22 protein-coding genes and 1 tRNA gene are annotated in these 18936 nt (G+C 66.0%); 15 read left to right on the top strand and 8 right to left on the bottom strand.

Annotated elements, in window-relative coordinates:
• The first annotated feature begins 6 nt into the window (after positions 1-6).
• The 6 genes from DU475_RS02635 (at position 7) to DU475_RS02660 (ending at position 2452) form a co-directional block, all read left to right on the top strand.
• Complete coding sequence (locus DU475_RS02635; protein ID WP_164630506.1) at positions 7-474, top strand: arsenate-mycothiol transferase ArsC; 468 nt, start codon at positions 7-9, stop codon at positions 472-474.
• 130 nt (positions 475-604) lie between these two features.
• Positions 605-1060 (top strand): toxin-antitoxin system HicB family antitoxin, encoded by a 456-nt coding sequence (locus DU475_RS02640; protein WP_164630508.1) that lies wholly within the window; start codon positions 605-607, stop codon positions 1058-1060.
• The gene (locus tag DU475_RS02645) at positions 1057-1248 is read left to right on the top strand and encodes a hypothetical protein (RefSeq protein ID WP_164630510.1); all 192 of its coding nucleotides are present in this window, start codon (positions 1057-1059) and stop codon (positions 1246-1248) included. The genes DU475_RS02640 and DU475_RS02645 overlap by 4 nt, the downstream gene beginning before the upstream one ends.
• Before the next feature lie 197 nt (positions 1249-1445).
• Positions 1446-2069, top strand: a complete 624-nt coding sequence (locus DU475_RS02650; RefSeq protein ID WP_012497704.1) for a Maf-like protein — start codon at positions 1446-1448, stop codon at positions 2067-2069.
• Positions 2059-2241 carry a DNA gyrase inhibitor YacG gene (gene yacG, locus DU475_RS02655; RefSeq protein WP_164630512.1) on the top strand — a complete coding sequence of 61 codons (183 nt, stop codon included), beginning with the start codon at positions 2059-2061 and terminating at the stop codon, positions 2239-2241. The genes DU475_RS02650 and yacG overlap by 11 nt, the downstream gene beginning before the upstream one ends.
• 135 nt (positions 2242-2376) lie before the next feature.
• A tRNA-Phe gene (locus tag DU475_RS02660) sits at positions 2377-2452 on the top strand.
• A 527-nt stretch (positions 2453-2979) separates the two neighbouring features.
• Here the strand turns inward: DU475_RS02660 and DU475_RS02665 are convergent.
• On the bottom strand, positions 2980-3441 hold the full coding sequence (locus tag DU475_RS02665) for a hypothetical protein (protein ID WP_164630514.1): 462 nt from the start codon (positions 3439-3441) through the stop codon (positions 2980-2982).
• 381 nt (positions 3442-3822) lie between these two features.
• Between DU475_RS02665 and DU475_RS02670 the strand changes: the two genes are divergently transcribed.
• Positions 3823-5310 carry a sensor histidine kinase gene (locus tag DU475_RS02670; RefSeq protein ID WP_164630516.1) on the top strand — a complete coding sequence of 496 codons (1488 nt, stop codon included), beginning with the start codon at positions 3823-3825 and terminating at the stop codon, positions 5308-5310.
• A 401-nt stretch (positions 5311-5711) separates the two neighbouring features.
• Positions 5712-6080: a response regulator gene (locus DU475_RS02675; protein WP_013504370.1), complete on the top strand. Its 369-nt coding sequence runs from the start codon at positions 5712-5714 to the stop codon at positions 6078-6080.
• Between the two features lie 65 nt (positions 6081-6145).
• Here the strand turns inward: DU475_RS02675 and DU475_RS02680 are convergent, their stop codons facing one another.
• Entirely contained in the window at positions 6146-6298 is a 153-nt protein-coding gene (locus DU475_RS02680; RefSeq protein WP_155413309.1) for a hypothetical protein, read from the bottom strand.
• 115 nt (positions 6299-6413) lie between these two features.
• Between DU475_RS02680 and DU475_RS02685 the strand changes: the two genes are divergently transcribed.
• Positions 6414-7160: an HAD family hydrolase gene (locus tag DU475_RS02685; protein ID WP_164630518.1), complete on the top strand. Its 747-nt coding sequence runs from the start codon at positions 6414-6416 to the stop codon at positions 7158-7160.
• 15 nt (positions 7161-7175) lie between these two features.
• On the opposite strand, the gene DU475_RS02690 is transcribed toward DU475_RS02685, so the two are convergent.
• Complete coding sequence (locus DU475_RS02690) at positions 7176-7601, bottom strand: PaaI family thioesterase (protein WP_013504368.1); 426 nt, start codon at positions 7599-7601, stop codon at positions 7176-7178.
• A gap of 86 nt (positions 7602-7687) precedes the next feature.
• Between DU475_RS02690 and DU475_RS02695 the strand changes: the two genes are divergently transcribed.
• The gene (locus DU475_RS02695; protein ID WP_013504367.1) at positions 7688-8314 is read left to right on the top strand and encodes an NUDIX hydrolase; all 627 of its coding nucleotides are present in this window, start codon (positions 7688-7690) and stop codon (positions 8312-8314) included.
• Positions 8315-8446: 132 nt separating this feature from the next.
• Entirely contained in the window at positions 8447-9658 is a 1212-nt protein-coding gene (locus tag DU475_RS02700; RefSeq protein ID WP_164630520.1) for a hypothetical protein, read from the top strand.
• Between the two features lie 19 nt (positions 9659-9677).
• Here the strand turns inward: DU475_RS02700 and DU475_RS02705 are convergent, their stop codons facing one another.
• A complete protein-coding gene (locus tag DU475_RS02705) occupies positions 9678-9980 on the bottom strand; it encodes a hypothetical protein (RefSeq protein ID WP_164630522.1) in 303 nt (100 codons plus the stop codon).
• Between the two features lie 243 nt (positions 9981-10223).
• Between DU475_RS02705 and DU475_RS02710 the strand changes: the two genes are divergently transcribed.
• A complete protein-coding gene (locus DU475_RS02710) occupies positions 10224-10721 on the top strand; it encodes a hypothetical protein (RefSeq protein ID WP_142883581.1) in 498 nt (165 codons plus the stop codon).
• 28 nt (positions 10722-10749) lie between these two features.
• Here DU475_RS02710 and DU475_RS02715 read toward each other — a convergent pair whose 3' ends face one another.
• The 3 genes from DU475_RS02715 to DU475_RS02725 all read right to left on the bottom strand — a co-directional run bounded on the left by DU475_RS02715 (position 10750) and on the right by DU475_RS02725 (position 14968).
• Positions 10750-11964: an EAL domain-containing response regulator gene (locus DU475_RS02715; protein WP_164630524.1), complete on the bottom strand. Its 1215-nt coding sequence runs from the start codon at positions 11962-11964 to the stop codon at positions 10750-10752.
• Between the two features lie 239 nt (positions 11965-12203).
• Positions 12204-13211, bottom strand: a complete 1008-nt coding sequence (locus tag DU475_RS02720) for a Bug family tripartite tricarboxylate transporter substrate binding protein (protein WP_164630527.1) — start codon at positions 13209-13211, stop codon at positions 12204-12206.
• A 155-nt stretch (positions 13212-13366) separates the two neighbouring features.
• Positions 13367-14968 carry an alkaline phosphatase D family protein gene (locus tag DU475_RS02725; RefSeq protein WP_047308647.1) on the bottom strand — a complete coding sequence of 534 codons (1602 nt, stop codon included), beginning with the start codon at positions 14966-14968 and terminating at the stop codon, positions 13367-13369.
• A 147-nt stretch (positions 14969-15115) separates the two neighbouring features.
• On the opposite strand from DU475_RS02725, the gene DU475_RS02730 reads away from it, so the two are divergent.
• Complete coding sequence (locus DU475_RS02730) at positions 15116-16120, top strand: PAS domain-containing HWE histidine kinase family protein (protein WP_164630529.1); 1005 nt, start codon at positions 15116-15118, stop codon at positions 16118-16120.
• Positions 16121-16129: 9 nt separating this feature from the next.
• On the top strand, positions 16130-16498 hold the full coding sequence (locus tag DU475_RS02735; RefSeq protein ID WP_349644154.1) for a response regulator: 369 nt from the start codon (positions 16130-16132) through the stop codon (positions 16496-16498).
• 23 nt (positions 16499-16521) lie between these two features.
• Here DU475_RS02735 and DU475_RS02740 read toward each other — a convergent pair whose 3' ends face one another.
• Positions 16522-17787, bottom strand: coding sequence for an MFS transporter (locus DU475_RS02740; RefSeq protein WP_164630533.1), 1266 nt, complete (start codon positions 17785-17787; stop codon positions 16522-16524).
• A 151-nt stretch (positions 17788-17938) separates the two neighbouring features.
• Here DU475_RS02740 and DU475_RS02745 point away from each other — a divergent pair, with 151 nt between their 5' ends.
• Positions 17939-18886 (top strand): TAXI family TRAP transporter solute-binding subunit, encoded by a 948-nt coding sequence (locus DU475_RS02745; protein WP_142883574.1) that lies wholly within the window; start codon positions 17939-17941, stop codon positions 18884-18886.
• The last annotated feature ends 50 nt before the right edge of the window (positions 18887-18936 follow it).

Consider the following 18936-nt stretch of genomic DNA (forward strand, 5'->3'; position numbering starts at 1 on the left):
GCGGCGATGACCCCGCCGTCGCGGACCGGCCTGCCGCACGCCGTGCTGTTCGCCTGCGGCATGAACAGCGTGCGCTCGCCGATGGCCGAGGCGATGCTGCGCGGCATCGCGCCGCGGACGATGTATGTGCGCTCCGCCGGAGTGAAGACCCACGAGCTCGATCCGTTCGCGGTGGCGGTGATGGCCGAGCGCGGCCTCGACATCTCCAAGCACAAGCCGACCACATTCGAACAGCTCGACGATTACGAGGGCCTGAACTTCGACCTGATCGTCACGCTGTCGCCGGAAGCGCACCACAAGGCGCTGGAGTTGACCCGCGCCCACGCGGTCGACGTCGAATACTGGCCGACCTACGATCCGACCGGCACCGAAGGCAACCGCGACCAGAAGCTCGCCGCCTACCGCGAGGTCGCCGACTCCCTGATGCAACGCATCTACAAACGCTTCGGCCGCCACAGCGGCGGGAATGAATAGCTGCGATCCAGTCGAAATTTTTCGAGAATCACGTGACGGCATGTGCTTGACAGATGCCGTCATCTGATGCTCAGGTGCCGTCACCTGATGTTGAGGTGCCGTCATCTGTTAATGTTCGTCGGAGCTGGATATGCATAAGTGTAAGAGGATCATCGAAGGTAAGACTTACAATACCGAAACCGCGACGCGATTGGCGGGATGGGATGTGACAGAGGATGAATACCCGCTCACGCATGGTCAGCATCTTTACCAAAACCGGTTTGGGGCCTTTTTTCTGTATTACTATGCGGATGATGGCCCTGAGGGTCCCGAAGAAGGCTTGACGCCTTACACGCCAGAGCAAGCGCAGGAGTGGCTGCAAAGGTATCGTAGTTCAGACGTTGATCTCTTTGAGGCGTTGTTCGGCGAACTACCCGAAGCTGGAACGGGGGAAAGTAAATTCACGCTCCGGCTACCGGACAGCTTGCGGGATCGCCTCGCAATCCGCGCCAAGAAAAACGGCCAGTCTCTAAATGCTTGGATCATCAAGTGCCTGGAGCGCTGCTCGTCTGATGATGCGACCTCGAAGTCAAGGGGGAAGCCATGAAGCCGCCGCCTGATTACGACTTCGGGTTTGGCAACGGCCGGTATCTGCGCGGATACGGTTGGCGCGGTCTTCTGGCCTTGGCAGTTATTTGCACCGCATTGTTGGTGGCCGCTGGCGTTGCCGCGCCTTTGATGAGCAATGGGCTACGTGTGATCGGCACTGCGAACGTCTGGGACTTTAGCCGATAAGGCGTTGGTTTCCCTCTTCACACTATTGGCTGTTTCGGGGGGCGTAAGGTTTTTCGAAAAAAGCAAGTATCGGCGCTTGGTGACAACTCACCCGAAGCCTCTGCCGGGCGCTACCCTGCCTGTGCTGTTGTCCCGGCACTCGCCTTCCGATAGGTTCCGCGCTCTCTCCCGCCACCCCGTCGAATCAAAAGTTCCGCATGCTCGGCCGCCCCAAACTCGTTCTCGCCTCCGGCTCGCCGCGACGGCTCGCGCTGCTCAACCAGGCCGGCATCGAGCCCGATGCGCTGCGGCCGGCGGACGTCGACGAAACGCCGATCCGCGGCGAGCTGCCGCGCGCCTGCGCCAACCGGCTGGCCCGCGCCAAGGCCGAAGCGGCGCTGCAGTCGATCCAGCTCGACGACGATCTGCGAGGCTCGTATCTGCTCGCCGCCGATACCGTGGTGGCGGTCGGCCGCCGCATCCTGCCGAAGGCCGAGCTGACCGACGAAGCCTCGCAGTGCCTGCGGCTGCTGTCGGGCCGCAATCACCGCGTCTATACCGCCGTCTGTCTGGTCACGCCGAAGGAGGCGTTCCGCCAGCGTCTGGTCGAGACCCGGGTGCGGTTCAAGCGGCTGTCCGAAGAGGACATCGCCGGCTACGTCGGCTCCGGCGAATGGCGCGGCAAGGCCGGCGGCTACGCGGTGCAGGGCATCGCCGGCTCGTTCGTGGTCAAGCTGGTCGGCTCCTACACCAACGTGGTCGGGCTGCCGCTGTATGAGACGATTTCGCTGCTCGGCGGCGAGGGCTTCCCGATCCGCCATGGCTGGCTCAATGCCGGCTGATCCGGTCGAGCGGCCCGCACGCGGCGCCAAGCCCTGCCCGGTGTGCGGCAAGCCGGCGACCGCCGAATCGCACCCGTTCTGCAGCGAGCGCTGCCGCGACGTCGACCTCAATCGCTGGCTGTCCGGCTCCTACGCCATTCCCGGCCGGCCCGCCGACGACGAAGAGGATTGAGCCGGAATTCCGGGCGGCGGCTGTGCGACGATCCGGTGAATTTTTCCCCGGCAAAACACCGTCACGACGGGTGGACAGCGCCGCCGTGTCTGACTATAACCCGGCGCTCCCCCGGTTTCGAACCGGGCGGACGACGCCCAGGTAGCTCAGTTGGTAGAGCATGCGACTGAAAATCGCAGTGTCGGTGGTTCGATCCCGCCCCTGGGCACCATCCTTCTGAAGATTCAAAAGCCTGAGCCCTTACAGTGAGTTGCGTGCGCCTGACAGTGTAACAACGGCACGCGACAATGCTGTTTCGGCTGGTCTGCCCCATGAAGCGAAGGCTCCTGGTAGACGGGGCAGCGAGGCGAGCCAAGGGTCAAGCGGCTCAATCCGAGTGCAGCGGCTTGAGGCGGGCAGGGAAGGGCAACCACGCGGTGATCACCACCGTCGCGGCCAATGCTGACCAGCGTGCCCGAGACCTAGCGCCGGTTGTCGCGGACATCCGTACCGGAGGCGCTGTGACGCTTCAGGCCATTGCCTAAGATCTGAATGCCCGCGAGATGATGACGCCTATCCGTCCTCTGTGGCTAACCTACTGCGGCGGATTGACGACGCCGCTTGATGGGCGAAGTTAACAGGTGAGGGGCGGGTGCCGCGGGGGCATACGGAGAAACTCACGTTGCAGCCTCCACGTCCTACCCTTCGCGTTTGTGACCCTCGAAAATTCCAAGCGCATAACGTGAGCTTTCCATTCTATCAGGGGTGGATGGGAGGGTTCGGAGGAGGGCGAATAAAGCCAAATTGCCGATCGGGGTCCGCTTCTACTCTAGGGCGAACATCGCGCCTCATGGCTCGTATCAACTTATCCAAAGCGACGCTTGAGGTCTCTGCATTCCGATTTGGATTGCTACACGCGTTCACGTCCAAAAAATCCCATAGCGCCTCCAATACCGGACGAGACGCGACCAATTGGATTGAGTTTGCGGAATCATGAAAGCGGACAACCGTTTCCGGCGTGAAGCGTCCTTCAATTAGACCCGAAGCGGCATCCATAAACTCTTGGTAGCGTGCCAATTTAAGCCGTCGCCAATCCGCCTCATGTTCTCGGCTCTTACTGAAACGTGAGGTCAGATAGGCGGTCAGGATTGCCGTAATGAGCGAAGCGCCTGCTGTCACGCTTATAGTGATCCACGCCCATGGAAGGCCGTTGCTGTCCACGTTCTCAACTCCGTTGTTGGAAGCTCGGATCACCTTGAATGCTACGATTGGAACGCAGGACGTTGAAGCGCGAAATCTGCGGCAGTACCGCGCCTTCAATGGCGGGCGAAGGGGGATGCTATCCTGTGTAACTGGGGTGTGGCATTCCCGCAAAGCCTGATAGAAAATATCTCATGAAATCAACGCCAATAGCTTCGGACTGCGCAACCCGCCCCAGGGCACTCCCCTTCCCTTGATCGCCGGGCTCCGTTTCTAACTCCGCCTGTAGGAGCGTGCGGCTTGCCTCGACCTCCCGTCGAATGATACCGCTGGCTTGCGCGTGCTGAGCGGGGCCGCGCCGGATGTGGCCGCGGTTTGCGGCGGTTCCGCTTTGCATTTCCCATGTCGTTGAGCGATCGAACCGATCCGAAGCCCCTGTCGCTGCCGCTTCGCGGCGGGCCGGCGCCGCGCCGTCAGTGGCTCCACGATCTATTGAAAGCCGCCGGCCTGCGGTTCGACGATCCGGCGGAAGAGCGCCGCTTCGTCGATAGCTACGTCCGGTCCCAGATCGGTTGGACCCAGGCGGCGATGGTCCTCGGCGCGCTGACCTATGCGGGCTACACCTTCTGGGACTGGATGCTGTATCCCGAGGTCGTGCCGATCACGCTGGCGATCCGCGGCGGCACGGCGCTGCTGGTGCTGCTGCCGCTGACGCTGCTGCTGGGGATAGCGCGGCGCTGGGCCGAGACCATCCTGCTGCTGTACTGCGTGATACCGGGCTGCGTGCTGCCGTCGGTGTATCTGGTGCTGCCGTCCGGCTTCACCTACGCGTCCGCCGGGATGATCATCGTCATCCTGTTCGTCTCGACCATGCTGCCGCTGCGGATCGGCTCGCTGCTGATCTTCTGCGTGACGACCTGGCTGGCGTTCGCCTTCGCCGAGCGGTTGGCGCCGGAGATGTCGCCCGGACTCGGCTTCATCAATCACTTCCTGATCGGCAATTCCTATCTGCTGTCGCTGTACGCGGTCGGCGCCCGCGAACATCGGGCGCGCCGGCAGTTCGCCACCACCGAGGCGCTGCAGCGCGAGACCGCGCGGTCGGAAGCATCGCTGCGCGAGCTTCGAGCCACCCAGGCGCATCTGGTGCAAGCCGAGAAGCTGGCGGCGCTGGGGCAGCTCGTCGCCGGCGTCGGCCATGAGGTCAGCACGCCGATCGGGCTGGCGTTGACGACCTCGAGCGCGATGCAGGCCGACGTCCGCGATCTTGCCCGCGCCCTTGAAGGCGCTGCGGTGCGGCGCTCCGATCTGACCCGCGGCATCGGCCGGCTCGACCAAGGACTGAGGATGACGCAGCAGAACCTGCTGCGCGCCTCCGAGATGATCCACGCCTTCAAGCAGGTCGCGGTCGATCAGGCCAACGAGCAGCGCGAAGGGTTCGAGCTGCGGGGCTGGCTGTCCACCAGCTTCGACAAGCTGAGGCCGCTGCTATCGCGCCGCGGCCTGACGGTGGAGCTGAACGTGCCGGAAGGGATCACGTTGATCAGCCGCCCCGGCGCGCTCGGTCAGGTGCTCGGCATCCTCGCCTTCAACGCGGCGATCCACGCCTACCCGGGCGACGCCGAGGGCGTGCTGCATGTGGAGGCCGCGCGGATCGCGCCGGACCGGGTCCGGATCACACTGGCGGACGATGGCGTCGGCATCCCGGCCGATCGCGCCGAACGGATCTTCGATCCGTTCTTCACGACCAAACGCGACGGCGGCAGCATCGGCCTCGGCCTGCACATCGCCTTCAACCTCGTGGCCTCGACGCTCGGCGGCACGATCGAGCTGATCGGCAGCGAGCACGGCGCCGCGTTTCAGATCGATTTGCCGACCATGTCGCCCTCGTGATGAGCCGTTTCGGCAGCGTCTCATAGCCGGGCTGCTTCTTTCAGAGTTGACTTGCCGCGATGAGTTGAACGCGCGCCCAATTGCCTCGCGCGATGCGCATGTGAGGCCTGCTCGACCCCGCCTGCCGGCAGCCGCGCCGCGGAGCGTGATCCCGCGCTGATCACGGACGACTTCCCCACTGACATCGACCCCATCACTGATGAGGTTGTGGTGCAGGAGGTCGGGAAGCACGCGCTCGGCTCCGGAGGGGATGACGTATGTTCACTCTGTGCAGAGGCCGCCCGCGCTCGTAGCGTTACCAGTTGCGCTCGTTTCGCAAACTGCGGCAGTCTGACACCGTCATCGCCGGTCTTTGTTCTGCGTCGCGGCGCTCACGGTCCTAACCCTGCCGAGAGGTGGTGATGGAGGTGCTGGTCGTCGACGACGAGCCGGCGGTGCGCACGGTGCTGACTTTGGTGCTGAGCAAAGCCGGTCACCGGGTGACTGTGTGCGACAGCGGTGCGGCCGCGCTCGATCTGCTCTCCCGCAGTACGCCGGCGATCGTCCTGATTGATCTCAGCCTGCCGAAGGTGAACGATCTCACCGTCCTGGCGGCTGTGCGGGCCGCCGAGCCGCGCCTGCCGATCATCGTGATCAGCGGCATGCTGCCGGAATTCGATGCGGCGATGCTGGAGCGCGAGGGAATGACGGTTCAGAATCGCGTGTACTGTCTTGCCAAGCCGTTCACCGCCAAGCAACTTGAGGGGCTGATGCAGGCCGCGCTGGCGTGACGGCTGCAAAACCGCAGAGAACCCTCACCGGATCGACAGCGGGGTCGGGCTGCAACGCAACCGGTCTACTCCTGCACCACGTTGTCGCAGGCGCCGCAGCGGAACACGGTCCGCGGCGGGTGCTGGGGACGCCGCGGCAGGCGGCCAATCAGCTTCATCTCACCGCCGCACTTCTCGCAGCGGCGCGGAGCCGAATAGTCGTGTTCGATATCTGACATCGGGACGCTTGCTGGTAATTGTAAAGTTTGCTTTACACCTTGCCTAAGGCATTGTCAGGGGTGTTTTTTGTTCATTTTTTGAACGCCGGGCACAGCCGGGGAGTGAAGCGGTTCTATGTTACCCTTAGCCCTGATCTTCGACGTCGATGGAACCCTGGCCGAGACCGAGGAACTGCACCGTCAGGCCTTCAACGCCACCTTCGCGGCCGAGCAACTGCCGTGGCATTGGGACGAGGCCCTGTATCGCAGGCTGCTCGACGTCACCGGCGGCAAGGAGCGGATCGCGCACTTCCTGAAGTCCGGTCCGGACGGCGCGGCGCGCGCGGCCGATCGGATCCCCGACCTGCACCGGGCCAAGACCGACCGCTACACCGCGCTGGTCGCCGCCGGCACGGCGCTCCGCCCGGGCGTGGCGCGGCTGATCCGCGAGGCCAAGGCGGCCGGCGTGAAGCTCGGCATCGCCACCACCACCAGCCTGCCGAATGTCGAGGCGCTGCTGCAGTCCTCGCTCGGGCCGGACGCGATGGCGCTGTTCGACGCCGTCGGGGCCGGTGACGTGGTGCCGGCCAAGAAGCCGGCGCCCGACATCTATCTCCACGTGCTCGACGCATTGAAGCTGCCGGCCGCCGATTGCGTCGCGTTCGAGGATTCCACCAATGGGGTCCGCGCCGCGCGCGCCGCCGGGCTGCCGACCATCGTCACCCCGGGGATCTATACCGAGGGCGACGATTTTCCCGGCGCGCTGGCGGTTCTGAGCGATCTCGGCGAGCCGGACGCGCCGTATCGGCATCTCGCCGGCGCCGGAGCGGAGGACTCGCTGGTGACGCTGGACGCGCTGGCGCGGTGGTGCCGCGCGGCCTGAGACGCAGAGCTGCCGTCAGCGTGGCCGCACGATCTTGAACACGCCGTGGGCGAGGATGATGCAGCGGCGGTCGACGCTGACTTCGGTCGAGGTGAAGATCAGGCTGCGCGTCGATCGCACCACCCGCGGCCGCGAGATCAGCACATCGCCGATCTCGGCGGCATCGACGAAATGCGTGTCCATCTGCACCGTGGCGAGATGCGGCGCGCCGGACTGATCGCGCGCCGCGATGCCCGAGGTGCGGTCCGCCAGCGTCATCATCAGCCCGCCCTGCACTAGGCCGCGCTTGTTGCGGTGCTTGGCCGCGGTCGCGATCGCGTATTCGTGGGTGCCGTCGACGCAGCGGTGCCACAGCGGCCCGACCAGATCGATGAAGCCGTCGTCGTGGATCACGCTCCAGCCGTCGGCCTTCATGCTGCGGGCGGTGGTGGTCTCGGTCATCGATCGGCTCTCCGTCGCCGCATGGCCTATCTTTTTGCGGCGCGGCGACGGTTTCCTCGGTCAGGCGCGCAGTGTAGTCAAGACGGATGAGCCACGCGCACGACGCCGCCACCCGAGCCCTGATCGCCGCGCGCTGCGCGGATTTTCCGCGTCACGATCACGGGCTGACGCCGGCCGGATTGAAGCGCGCCGCGGTTGCGATCGCGCTGGTGGCGGCGGACGACGGCAGCGCGGCGTTCCTGCTGACACGGCGCTCGCCGCGGCTGCGCTCGCATGCGTATCAATGGGCGCTGCCCGGCGGCCGCTGCGATGCCGGCGAGACCGCGCCCGAAACCGCGCTGCGGGAATTGCACGAGGAGCTCGGCCTCGCGCTGCGCGCCGGCGACGTGCTCGGCATCCTCGACGACTATCCGACCCGCTCCGGCTATCTGGTGACGCCGGTGGTGGCGTGGGCCGCGGCTGCGGGGCCGCTGGCGCCGAATCCGGACGAAGTCGCCTCGGTGCATCATGTCGGGCTCGGCGAGATTGCGCCGCCGGATGCGTTCGACTTTACTTCGATCCCGGAGAGCGACCGCCGCGTGGTCCGGTTCCGTTACGACGGCGACTTCATCCACGCTCCGACCGCGGCGCTGATCTATCAGTTTCGCGAAGTGCTGGCCGGCCGCGTCACCCGCGTCGCCGAGCTCGAACAGCCGGTGTTCGCCTGGAAGTAGCCTGGCGCCGTGCGCTGTCGCACGAATGCGGAACGGTTTTCTCAAACAAACAATCGCCGGGTTCACAGCTTGTGATGCGGCTCGCAAACTGTGAGGCAACGGTTCATTCACCCTATCGGGCGAGGATGCGGCATGGCTCATTCGATCATCCATCTCGCCCGGCTCGCACCGGTCGCGCTGCTCGCTTTCGGCTCACATGCGCTCGCCCAGACCGCGGTGCCGCTGCCGTCGTCGATCGCCAATGCAATGGCGCAGGCCGCCTCGCCGCAGGCGATCGCCGAATATCGCTACCGGCTGCAGCAATATCAGGCCGCCCGCGCCGAATTCGAGCGTGATGCCGGCGCCTATTGGGATGCGATCGCTGAGCGGCGCCGCATCCGCAACGCCAAGCGCCGCACCGGCGAGCAGATCACGATGGACGACTACGTGCTGGTGCAGCCGCCGGTCTATACCGGGCCGAAGCGGCCGATCGATCCGGAGCCGTCGACCGAACCGCCGCGCGAGCGCAAGTCGCTGCCGGTGGTCGCCGATTTCGTGCGCGCCGCCGCCGAACACTATCAGTTCACGCCGCAGCGCCCGTCGAGCGAAGCCGAGTTCAAGCGCGCTTATGCCCGTGCCGCGCGCGAAGCCGGCCTCACCCGCGATCAGGCGGTGCGGGTCTATGCGTTCGAGACCGGCGGCAACGGCGATCACGACATGCAGTCGGGGCTCAGCAAGACCCGGCCGGGTTCGCGCGCGATCTCGACCGCGATCGGTTACAATCAGCTCCTCACCACCAACACGCTGGTGCTGCTGGCCGAGCAGGGCAATCAGATCATCAAATCGCTGAACGACAAGGCCGCGACCATGTCGGGCCCGCGGCGGCAGGCGCTCGATCGCAAGATCGCGGTGGTGAAGCGGATGGTGGCGTTCGCGCGCTCGATCCCGGGCACCTGGAGCGAGCACGAAAAGCTCGGCCGCACCCCGCAAGGTTGGGGCGTGCACGCGCTGGTGCTGGACGTCGACGTCGGACCGCTGCTGCAGACCCACAAGCTCCTGACCTCGGTGGTGTTCGCGCAGCGCAAGGGCTATCGCGAGCGGCTCACCGCGGCCGAACTCGAAATGATGAATCTCACCGGCGACAGCACCGGGCTCGACATGGTGACGATGCCGCAGGAGATGCGCGAGGTGGTGCCGACCGCGAACTTCTTCCAGCGCTCCGGCTACGAGCGCAATCCGGTGGCGATCCGCCACAACACGGTGGCGAAGCTGCTCGCGATCACCGATGCGCGGATGGACGCCAACAGCAACAATCCCGGCGCGCGTGAACTATTCGCCGCGTTCGAAACCAGCGCACAGCGCTGAAGCGCAGTCGAGTTCGGCGCTACTGATCGGCACCGAACCTGAAGTGGCCGTCGCCTTCGAGGAACGGTCCGGAGCGCATGTAGAGCTGGCCGTTGGCGCCCATGAAGAACAGCGTCTCGCGCGGCACCTTCTTGGCGCCCTTGAACAGGTCCTTGGCGTTGTTGGTGCCCATCCGGTACGTCATCGTCTTGCCGTCGCGGGTATAGCCGTAGCCGGTGTCGGTCGACAGCATCCACGGCCCGCCGGTGTCGGCGCGGACGGCCGGGATCGGCACCGCCAGCGTCACGGCGGTCAGCAACAGGGCGATGCGAGAGGCAGTCATCGGTGGGCTCCGAGGCGGGCGCGTCGGCGGCGATTCGAAATGGACCGTCCATCGCCACCGCATGACGCGCAGCTTGAACAAATCACGAACGACGATCCTGCGTCAAGATTGCCGAACCTCGATGTCGGAAGCGTGTCATCGCGGCGCGATGCGACTTTGTGATTTTGCGGGCACCGGCGCGCCGCTATGGTCCGCTCACGCGAGTCGCGATCGATGCCCGACGACCGCAGCAGGAGGATGACGATGCACGGACGCGCCATGCGAGCTGGATGGATCTGCGCCGGGCTGGCCGTCACGATGCTGTCGCCGGCCGCAGCGGTGCCAGCTTCGGCCGACGAGTACCGGCTGAGCAGCAACCAGCGAATCTCGTGCAGCCGCGGCCTGAGCCCCGGCAAGCTGGTGACCGCCACCTGCCGGTCCTACGCCTATCTGTTCAACGTCAAGACCTCGGAGAACTTCCGCTGCGTCATCAGCCTGGCGATGACGCGCGACAACAAGGAAGTGATCAACGTCCAGACCGACGGCGGCTGTTTCAGGCGGCCGCGGATCTTCGATGCCGACGGCGATTATCAGTTCGACGGTGCCGAGACCGAGCCGGCCAACACCAACGCGTTCTTCGGCGCCGGCGGCTATGTGGTGTGGGCGGCCGACACCAAGCAGCGCCGGGTGCGCGGCTGCGTCACCATCGCGTCCGGCCTCGGCGACGACGTGTCGAAGTGCCTGGAAATGGCGTTCGACTAGGCGATGCTGTCCTGATGGTGGCAGGCGCTCAATCGTGCATCGCGACGGGACGGGCATGCGCGGCGCGGGCGAACTTCTTCAGTCCCATCGGCTTGCCGAACAGATAGCCTTGCATTTTGTCGAAGCCGAGCTCGTGCGCGGCCTGGAAATCGGCGCGGGTCTCGATTCCCGTCGCGGTGCAGCGCGCGCCGTAGTCGCCGGCGAGCTCGACGATCCGCCTGCATACCGAACGCTTCAGCCGGTCGTCGGCGCAGCCGGTAACGAACGAGCGGTCGACCTTGAGTTCGACGAACGGGAAGGCGTCGAGATGCATCAGGGCCGGCCACTCGGCACCGACCTTGTCGATCGCGATCGCGACGTTGCGCAGCCGCAGCCGGCGCGCGATCTCGGTCAGTTCGACCAGGTGATCGACCACCTCGGCGGCGTCGACCTCGACGATCAGCCCGCCGAATGCCGGGTGCTGCGGCATCCACGCGCCGAGGTCGGCGAGCGCCTGCTCGTTGCCGAGGAAACTCACCGGCAGGTTGATCGACAGGTCGATCGGGCCCTGATGCTCGAGCAGATAGTGCCAGTCGGCAACCACGCGCGTGATCACGAATTCCGACAGCGCCCGGAAATGCGGATCGCTGCCGTCCGGCAGGAAAGCCGAGGGTGACACCACCCCCCAATTCGGATGTCGCATCCGCAGCAGCGCTTCGGCGCCCTGCGGCGTCAGCGAGTGCGCATCGACGCAGCGCTGATACCACAGTTCGAGCCAGCCCGCCTTGAGCGCTTCGGTGGCGTCGACCTCCGGTTCGGGCGGCGGTTCCTGCGGCAGCAGCGGCGCGAGACTGAGGGCGAGCGTGTGGGCGCTGAACGGCGCCGCCAGCGGCGACAGCATCGTCAGGCCGCGTGCGGCGCCGTGCCGGCGGATCGCGTCCGACATGATGGTTTCGCGCGGCGCGATCGTCAGTACGCTGCCGGTAAAGCAGGTCGCCGCGAGCGTATCGAGAATCGCCTCCGCCTCGATGCCGTCGATGGTCGAGCCGATCACCAGCAGGTCGGGCCGATGCTCGGCCAGCCGCGCCGGCAGTTCCAGCGCGCCGGCGCATTCCGCGGCCACGAATCGAAACTCCTCCAGCGCGTCGGCCAGGAAAGCTCGCAAGTGCGGCTTGCGATCGACGATGCAGACGCGCGGTGCCACCTTGCGGCGGCCGAAACCGCCAGCAGATACGCACACGTCCGCTTCTGTCGTTGCTCTCATGGTCCCACCCCCCGAAATAACGCGCCAAACTTTACGGGTTGGAGAGCGTTCAAAATGTGGAATTAAACCGAAACCCACACTAAGTCCCGGGTAGGGTTAAACGGATGCCTATGATTCAAATGCGATCTTTTGAAACGCGCACGATTGGACGGGCTTAGGTTCATGCTGCCGTCGCGATTCAGATCGCCAGCCGGGCGAGGGCTGATCCATCTTGCACGTCTGCAACGCGTGGCCAGCAATTACAGCGGAGAGATTCCGGCGATCTTCGCCACTTTGTCCCAGCGGGCGACCTCTGCCAGCACGTGATGGCGCATATCTTGCGGCGAGCCGCCGCCGGGTTCGGCTCCGATCCGGCGTAGTTGTGCTGTCCCGGCGTCACTGCCGAGAAAGGCCGCGATGGTGGCGTTGAGGTTGGTGATGATTTCGCTGGATGTCCCGCGTGGCGCGCCGATGGTGAACCAGGATGCGGCTTCGAAGTTGGCCACGCCGGCCTCTGCGACGGTCGGCAGGTCGGGTAGCGGCGACCAGCGTCTGGCGGTGGTCACCGCCAGCGGACGGATCTTGCCGGCGTCGAGCAGCGGCTTCGACGCCGGGAGATTGTCGATGGTGAGATGCACCCCGCCTTCGGCGAGATCGCGCAGCATCGGCGCCGATCCCTTGTAGGGCACCGGCGTGATCTCAATCCCGGTCAGGGTCTTGAGCAATTCGGTCGACAGGTGGCCGGTCGAGCCCAGCGCCGAGACGCCGTAGAACAGCTCGCGCGGACGCTGACGCGCGTAGCTGATCAGCTCAGCGACGCTGTGGACCGGCAGCGATCTGGTGACCGATAGCAGGTTGGGGACGTGGGCGATGACGATCACCGGCGCGAAGTCGGTCACCGGATCGTAGCTCATCGAGCGATACACCAGCCGGTTGGTGGCGTGAATGCCGGGGGTGCCGACGATGAAGGTGTAACCGTCCGCGGGCGCCTTGACGACGAAGGACGCGGCGATGTTGCCGCTCTCGCCGCCCTTGTTGTCGATGACGAAGTCCTGCCCGTAATGCGCGGTCAGGCGCGCGGCGATCACCCGCGCCAGCATGTCTGTGGTGCCGCCCGGCGAGAACGGTACCACCAGCCTCACCGGCCGAGCCGGCCAGTCGGCGGCACATGCGGTGCGTGGCAGCAGCGGCAGCGCGACCGCTGCGGCGCCCCCGCACAGCAGGCTGCGCCGGTCGATATGCGATCGCGGAGGGATGAATTCGATCATCGATTCCTTTGGCGCTGCTTGCCTTCGGCTGTTGCGTCCGGCGCCTACGTGCAGCGCGCAGCCGGCGACATCAAGCAGCCAGCATGATCCTACGCGCGCAATTCGACCAGGACCAGCGCGGCCGCGCGCGGCGGTGCTACGTCCTGTGATCGTCGTTAGCGAGTGATGAGTCCGGGCCGGCCTGCTTCGGCCACGAGCGAGCGGACGGTCCGTGCAGGGTGTCCGGGTACGGCGATGGTGTCGACGGCGCGGAATTCCGCCAGCCATTGCTGCGGCGTCACGGTGTGCCTTGTGTAGCCCCGCTGATCGCTGAAGAACTTCAGATGCGGATTGTTGCGATACATTGTGGCCAGTGCGGCTTCGGTCTGGGGCGCGCCGCCGGCGGAGGAAATCGACGTCGAGAGAAATTCCACGCCGACGCACCGCGAGCCGGGATCGCGCCAATCGCGACGCAGCTCGAGCGCGAACGCCCGGTGCAGGTCGCCGCTCAGTACCACGACATTGCTGGCTCCGGCATCGCTCAGCATCGCGACCACCCGGTCGCGCGCCGCGGCGGCGCCGCTCCAGGTATCGACATCGGTCACCGGAACGCCGGTGTCGGCGATCCTGGGAAAGCCGCGCCAGTCCAGCGGCGCGAACAGCACCTGCTGCGCCAGTACCCGCCAGGTGGCGTCGCTCTGCTTCAGCCGGGCGGCGAGCCATTGCTCCTGCGCGGCGCCCAGCATGGTGCGGTCCGCCGCTTCGGCCTCGGTGCAGTTCGTCACGAGACCGTCGCCGCAGGGCTGGCGCGAGCGATATTGCCTGGTGTCGAGCACTGCGAGGTCGGCGAGCGCGCCGAACCGGAAGCCGCGATACGCGGTAACGTCCGGTCCGCGCGACCGCTGCGCCCGGCGCACCGGCATGTGCTCGTACCACGCCTGCAGCGCCATCGCCCTGCGAAACAGAAAGGCCTCGGGCGGGGTGTGTTTCGGGTCGCTGTCGCCGGCCCAGTTGTTGGCGATCTCGTGGTCGTCGAAGCTCGGCAGAAACGGGCAGGCGGCGTGCGCGGCCTTGAGATCCGGATCGGACTTGTAAAGCGCGTAGCGCCGGCGATAGTCGGTCAGCGTGTAGCAGGCGGCGAAGTCTTTCGGCATCGTGCGCGGCCACGGTGCGCCGACCTTGTCGGTTTCCACGAAGCCGTATTCGTAGATGTAGTCGCCGTAGTGAAACACGAAGTCGAGCTGATCCTCGGCGATCGCACGCCACGCCGAATAGTAGCCGCCCTCCCAGCGCTGGCAGCCGGCTGCGGCAAAGCGAAGCTGCTGCAGCTTTGAGTCGGGCGCAGGCAAGGTGCGGGCGCGACCGATCGGGCTGTCGGCGCCGCCGGCACGGAAGCGGTAGAAATAGTCGCGCGCCGGCGACAGCCCCTCGACCTCGAGGTGCACCGCATGCGCCAGTTCGAGATAGGCGATGGTCCGTTCGCTACGCAGGATGCGGGTCATCGCTGGATCGTCGGCGATCTCCACTGTCACGTCGACCGGGTGGGCCGGCATGCCGCCGCGAGCCTTCAGCGGCTCGGGTGCCAGCCGGGTCCACAGCACGAAGCCATCCGGCGCCGGGTCGCCGGATGCGACACCGAGCGTGAACGGATCGGAACTGAACGATACCGGCTGCGCCGCATCGGAGCGGCGCGAAACCAGCCCCAGCGCGCCGGCCCCGAGCAAGCCGCGCAGGAGCGTGCGGCGGTCGAAGTCGGGCATGTTTGGGAAGCGGAACATCGCAGTCTGACTCTCGGTTGCACGCCGAAGGCGTATCCTGATCTGACTATCATCGCGATATGAAGCGCGGCCGACAGCCACAACGACACCGGATTGTGATTGTTGGATTTTATCGATAGCCTGCGCCGTCATTGCTGAGTAGCCAGTATGAATATGGAAGATCTTTATCGACTGCTGCGCACCAGCCACGTCCAGGCGCAGGGCATCGTCGACACGGTCGCCGACCCGATGCTCGTGCTGGACGCCAGTCTCACGGTCCAGAGTGCCAGCCGGTCTTTCTTCGAGACATTCAAGGTCGACCGTTACGAGACCATCGGCCAGCCGCTGTTCGAACTCGGCAACGGGCAATGGGACATTCCGGACCTGCGCCGGTTGCTGCTCGAGGTCATTCCCAAGGCGACAGCGATCATCAACTACGAGGTCGAGCACGACTTCCCGGGGCTCGGGCCCAGAACGATGCTGCTGACGGCGCGGACGCTGGTGCACCCGGACAATGCCAGCCATGCGATGCTGCTGTCGATCGTCGACGCCACCGAGCGCTACAAGCGCGACGCCGCCAAGGACATCCTGCTGGGCGAGATTCGGCACCGGATGAAGAACCTGTTCGGCGTCATTCAATCCATCGCCCGCCGGACCGCGGTGGACGGGCGCTCCGCAGCCCAGTTCCGCGACGATTTCCTGGGCAGGTTCACCGCGTTGATGGAGGCCGAGGAGCTCGCCTTCTCCAAGCAGGACGAGACCGCGCTGATCAGCCTGTTCGATCGCGTGCTTGCGCCGTATCGGTCCAGCCCGGCGGCGATCGCGATCGAGCCCGGGCCGGCCGTCGAGCTCGCCTCGCGTACCCTGGTGTCGCTCAGCCTGATCATTCACGAACTGGCGACCAACGCCGTCAAATACGGTGCGCTGGCGGCAGGCCGCGGTCAGGTCCGCGTGAGCTGGCGGATCGATCCGGCCACCGACGAACTCCGGCTCGAATGGATCGAGACCGGAGGGCCGGCCGTGACGCCGCCGGAGACGACCGGGTACGGAACGGAGCTGATCCGCGCGGTCGCCGGCTACAGCCTCGGCGGCCGGGCGGAACTGGATTATGCGGTCGATGGTTTGAAAGCCGAGATCGCCATCCCGCTGAGGAGTGCACCGCTCCCGAGTTGAAAGTTGCTCGTGCAGAAGACCGTTCTGATCGTCGAGGACGAATTCCTGATCGCCATGGACCTCGCTCGGATGATCGAAGGCGACGGCTGGACGGTCATTGGTCCGGTCCCGAGCGTTCAGCAGGCGCTGCGGCTGCTGGAAGACGGCCTGCCGACGGTGGCGATGCTGGACGTCAACCTGGGAGGCGAAGTCGTTACTCCGGTCGCCGAGAAGCTCAGGGCTCACAATATACCGTTCGCGATCGCCAGCGCTTACGACAAGCCGGAAAACGTCGGCGGCGCAATCCTGGCTGGAGTGCCCAACGTCGGCAAGCCCACCAACGAGCGGCGGCTGCTCGAGGCGTTGCGGCTGCTGACCGGATCCGAGGCGCCCCGCTGACCCGCGCGGGGCTGCCGACGCCGCTACGCGACGGATGAGGTTCGCACCGCTGACGTTGCGGGCGGCGCGGTCGTGCCGCGATCGCGGGTTTCAGGCATCAGCATCAGAAACAGCAGCAGGGCGGCGGCGGCGATCGCGGCGAGCGCCAGGAAGGCGGCGCTGTAGCCGGCGCTGACCACGATCAGGCCGGCGAAGCCGGTCGACAGCGCCGCACCGACGCCGGCGGCGGTGGCGATCGCGCCCTGGCTGATGTTGAAATGCCCGGTGCCGTGGGTGAGGTCCGCCACCACCAGCGGAAACAGCGCGCCGTAGATCCCGGCCCCGACGCCGTCCAGCAGTTGCACCCCGACCAGCCAATATGGATCGTCGGACCAGGGATACAGCGCGCCGCGCAGCGCCAGCACGCCGAGCGCGACCGCGAAGATCGGCTTGCGGCCCCAGACGTCGGCCTTGTGTCCGACCAGCGCCGCGACCGGAACCATCACCAGTTGGGCGGCGACGATGCACACCGACATCAGCGTGGTGCCGAGGTTCTTGTTCACCAGCGCCAGTTTCTGCCCGACCAGCGGCAGCATCGCCGCGTTGGCGAAGTGAAACAGCACGGTCGCGCCGGCAAAGATCAACAGCGGCCGGCAGGTCAGCAGCACCTTGAAGCCGGAGGGCTGCTCGTGATGCGCGCCGGGCGCGGGGGCGTCACCAAGGCCGCGGGCGACCTCGTCGTCGATCGCGTCGGCCGGAATCGACAACGTGGCGAGGATGCTGGCCACCGCCATCGCGGCCATCAGCCAGAACACCACGCCCGGGCCGAACCCGTAAGCGAACGCGCCGGCGACCGTCGCCGCCACCGCATTGCCGGCATGGTTGAAGGCTTCGTTGCGGCCGGTCCGGCGGGCGAAGGCGCGGGGACCGACGATGCCGAGCGTCAGCGCCGCCACCGCGGGGGCAAAGATCGCGCCGGCCGCAGCCGCCACCGCCTGGGTGGCGGCGACCAGGGCGAAGCTGTCGAGCAATGGCAGCAGCACCGACGCCACCGTGACGACGACCGCCGCCGCGACGATCAGGCCACGCTTGGCGGTGGAGCGGTCGATCAGGGCGCCGGCCGGAGTCTGGGCCACGATTGCGGTCGCGGCGGCGATCGACATCACCAGTCCGATCGACGCCTCATTCCAGTTCTGTACCGCCAGCAGATAGATCGCCAGATATGGGCCGAGACCATCGCGGACGTCGGCGAGAAAGAAATTGAGCGCGTCCAGCGGCTGCGTCGACGGCTGGGTCGAGGGAGGCGGCACGGCGACCTCTCGGCTGGACAGAACGGGACCATACAAACCGCGCCGGCGCCTTCGGGTTCCGCCGTCGGCCGGGATCGCCGATTTGGCGGGTTGACCGCGGCTGTCCGGGCGGTCAGGTTTGTATCAAACAACCCAGGGGAGAAAACTGTCCATGAAGGTCCGATTGTTCGGTGTCGCCGCGGCTGCGGTCATGATCCTGGCGGCGCCGCAGGCCCGCGCTCAGCAATTCGTCAATGTGCTGACCGGCGGCACCTCGGGCGTCTATTATCCGCTCGGCGTCGCACTGTCCAAGATCTACGGCGAGAAGATCCCGAACGTGAAGGCGCAGGTGCAGGCCACCAAGGCGTCGGTCGAGAATCTCAACCTGTTGCAGCAGGGCCGCGGCGAGATCGCCTTCAGCCTCGGCGATTCGTTGAAAGCCGCCTGGGACGGCGATGCCGAAGCCGGCTTCAAGGCCAAGCTCGACAAGCTTCGGGTGATCGGCGCGATCTATCCCAACTACATCCAGATCGTCGCCTCCGCGGACACCGGCATCAAGACCCTCGCCGACCTGAAGGGCAAGAGTCTTTCGGTCGGTGCGCCGAAGTCCGGTACCGAGCTGAACTCGCGGGCGATCCTGAAAGCGGCCGGAATGGACTACAAGGATCTCGGCAAGGTCGAGTATCTGCCATTCGCCGAGTCTGTCGACCTGATGAAGAATCGCCAGCTTGCCGCCACGCTGCAGTCCGCTGGCTTAGGCGTTGCCTCGCTCAAGGATCTGTCGAACTCCACCGAGATCAACGTCGTCGCGGTGCCGAAGGAGGTGGTCGACAAGATCGGCCCGCCGTTCGTTGCCGAGACGATCCCGGCCGGCACCTACAAGGGGCAGGACAAGGACGTGCCGACCGCCGCTGTGGTCAACTATCTGGTGACCTCGAGCGCGGTGTCCGACGATCTCGCCTATCAGATGACCAAGCTGGTCTATGAATCGCTGCCGGAACTCGCCACCGCCCATGCGGCCGGCAAGGGTATCAAGCTGGAGGCCGCTGCCGCCGACAGTCCCGTCCCGCTGCATCCCGGCGCGATCAAGTACTTCAAGGAAAAGGGCGTGCTGAAGTAAGCGCGACCTCGAACACCCGTGATATCGTCATGCGCGGGCCTGACCCGCGC

The organism is Rhodopseudomonas sp. WA056 (assembly GCF_010906995.1).
Lineage (GTDB): Bacteria > Pseudomonadota > Alphaproteobacteria > Rhizobiales > Xanthobacteraceae > Rhodopseudomonas > Rhodopseudomonas palustris_G.

Bases quoted from the DNA above. Each gene is read 5' to 3' on its own strand.
- DU475_RS02635 (WP_164630506.1), top strand. From the start codon at position 7: ATGACCCCGCCGTCGCGGACCGGCCTGCCGCACGCCGTGCTGTTCGCC.
- DU475_RS02640 (WP_164630508.1), top strand. From the start codon at position 605: ATGCATAAGTGTAAGAGGATCATCGAAGGTAAGACTTACAATACCGAA.
- DU475_RS02645 (WP_164630510.1), top strand. From the start codon at position 1,057: ATGAAGCCGCCGCCTGATTACGACTTCGGGTTTGGCAACGGCCGGTAT.
- DU475_RS02650 (WP_012497704.1), top strand. From the start codon at position 1,446: ATGCTCGGCCGCCCCAAACTCGTTCTCGCCTCCGGCTCGCCGCGACGG.
- yacG (WP_164630512.1), top strand. From the start codon at position 2,059: ATGCCGGCTGATCCGGTCGAGCGGCCCGCACGCGGCGCCAAGCCCTGC.
- DU475_RS02670 (WP_164630516.1), top strand. From the start codon at position 3,823: ATGTCGTTGAGCGATCGAACCGATCCGAAGCCCCTGTCGCTGCCGCTT.
- DU475_RS02675 (WP_013504370.1), top strand. From the start codon at position 5,712: ATGGAGGTGCTGGTCGTCGACGACGAGCCGGCGGTGCGCACGGTGCTG.
- DU475_RS02680 (WP_155413309.1), bottom strand. From the start codon at position 6,298: ATGTCAGATATCGAACACGACTATTCGGCTCCGCGCCGCTGCGAGAAG.
- DU475_RS02685 (WP_164630518.1), top strand. From the start codon at position 6,414: ATGTTACCCTTAGCCCTGATCTTCGACGTCGATGGAACCCTGGCCGAG.
- DU475_RS02690 (WP_013504368.1), bottom strand. From the start codon at position 7,601: ATGACCGAGACCACCACCGCCCGCAGCATGAAGGCCGACGGCTGGAGC.
- DU475_RS02695 (WP_013504367.1), top strand. From the start codon at position 7,688: ATGAGCCACGCGCACGACGCCGCCACCCGAGCCCTGATCGCCGCGCGC.
- DU475_RS02700 (WP_164630520.1), top strand. From the start codon at position 8,447: ATGGCTCATTCGATCATCCATCTCGCCCGGCTCGCACCGGTCGCGCTG.
- DU475_RS02705 (WP_164630522.1), bottom strand. From the start codon at position 9,980: ATGACTGCCTCTCGCATCGCCCTGTTGCTGACCGCCGTGACGCTGGCG.
- DU475_RS02710 (WP_142883581.1), top strand. From the start codon at position 10,224: ATGCACGGACGCGCCATGCGAGCTGGATGGATCTGCGCCGGGCTGGCC.
- DU475_RS02715 (WP_164630524.1), bottom strand. From the start codon at position 11,964: ATGAGAGCAACGACAGAAGCGGACGTGTGCGTATCTGCTGGCGGTTTC.
- DU475_RS02720 (WP_164630527.1), bottom strand. From the start codon at position 13,211: ATGATCGAATTCATCCCTCCGCGATCGCATATCGACCGGCGCAGCCTG.
- DU475_RS02725 (WP_047308647.1), bottom strand. From the start codon at position 14,968: ATGTTCCGCTTCCCAAACATGCCCGACTTCGACCGCCGCACGCTCCTG.
- DU475_RS02730 (WP_164630529.1), top strand. From the start codon at position 15,116: ATGAATATGGAAGATCTTTATCGACTGCTGCGCACCAGCCACGTCCAG.
- DU475_RS02745 (WP_142883574.1), top strand. From the start codon at position 17,939: ATGAAGGTCCGATTGTTCGGTGTCGCCGCGGCTGCGGTCATGATCCTG.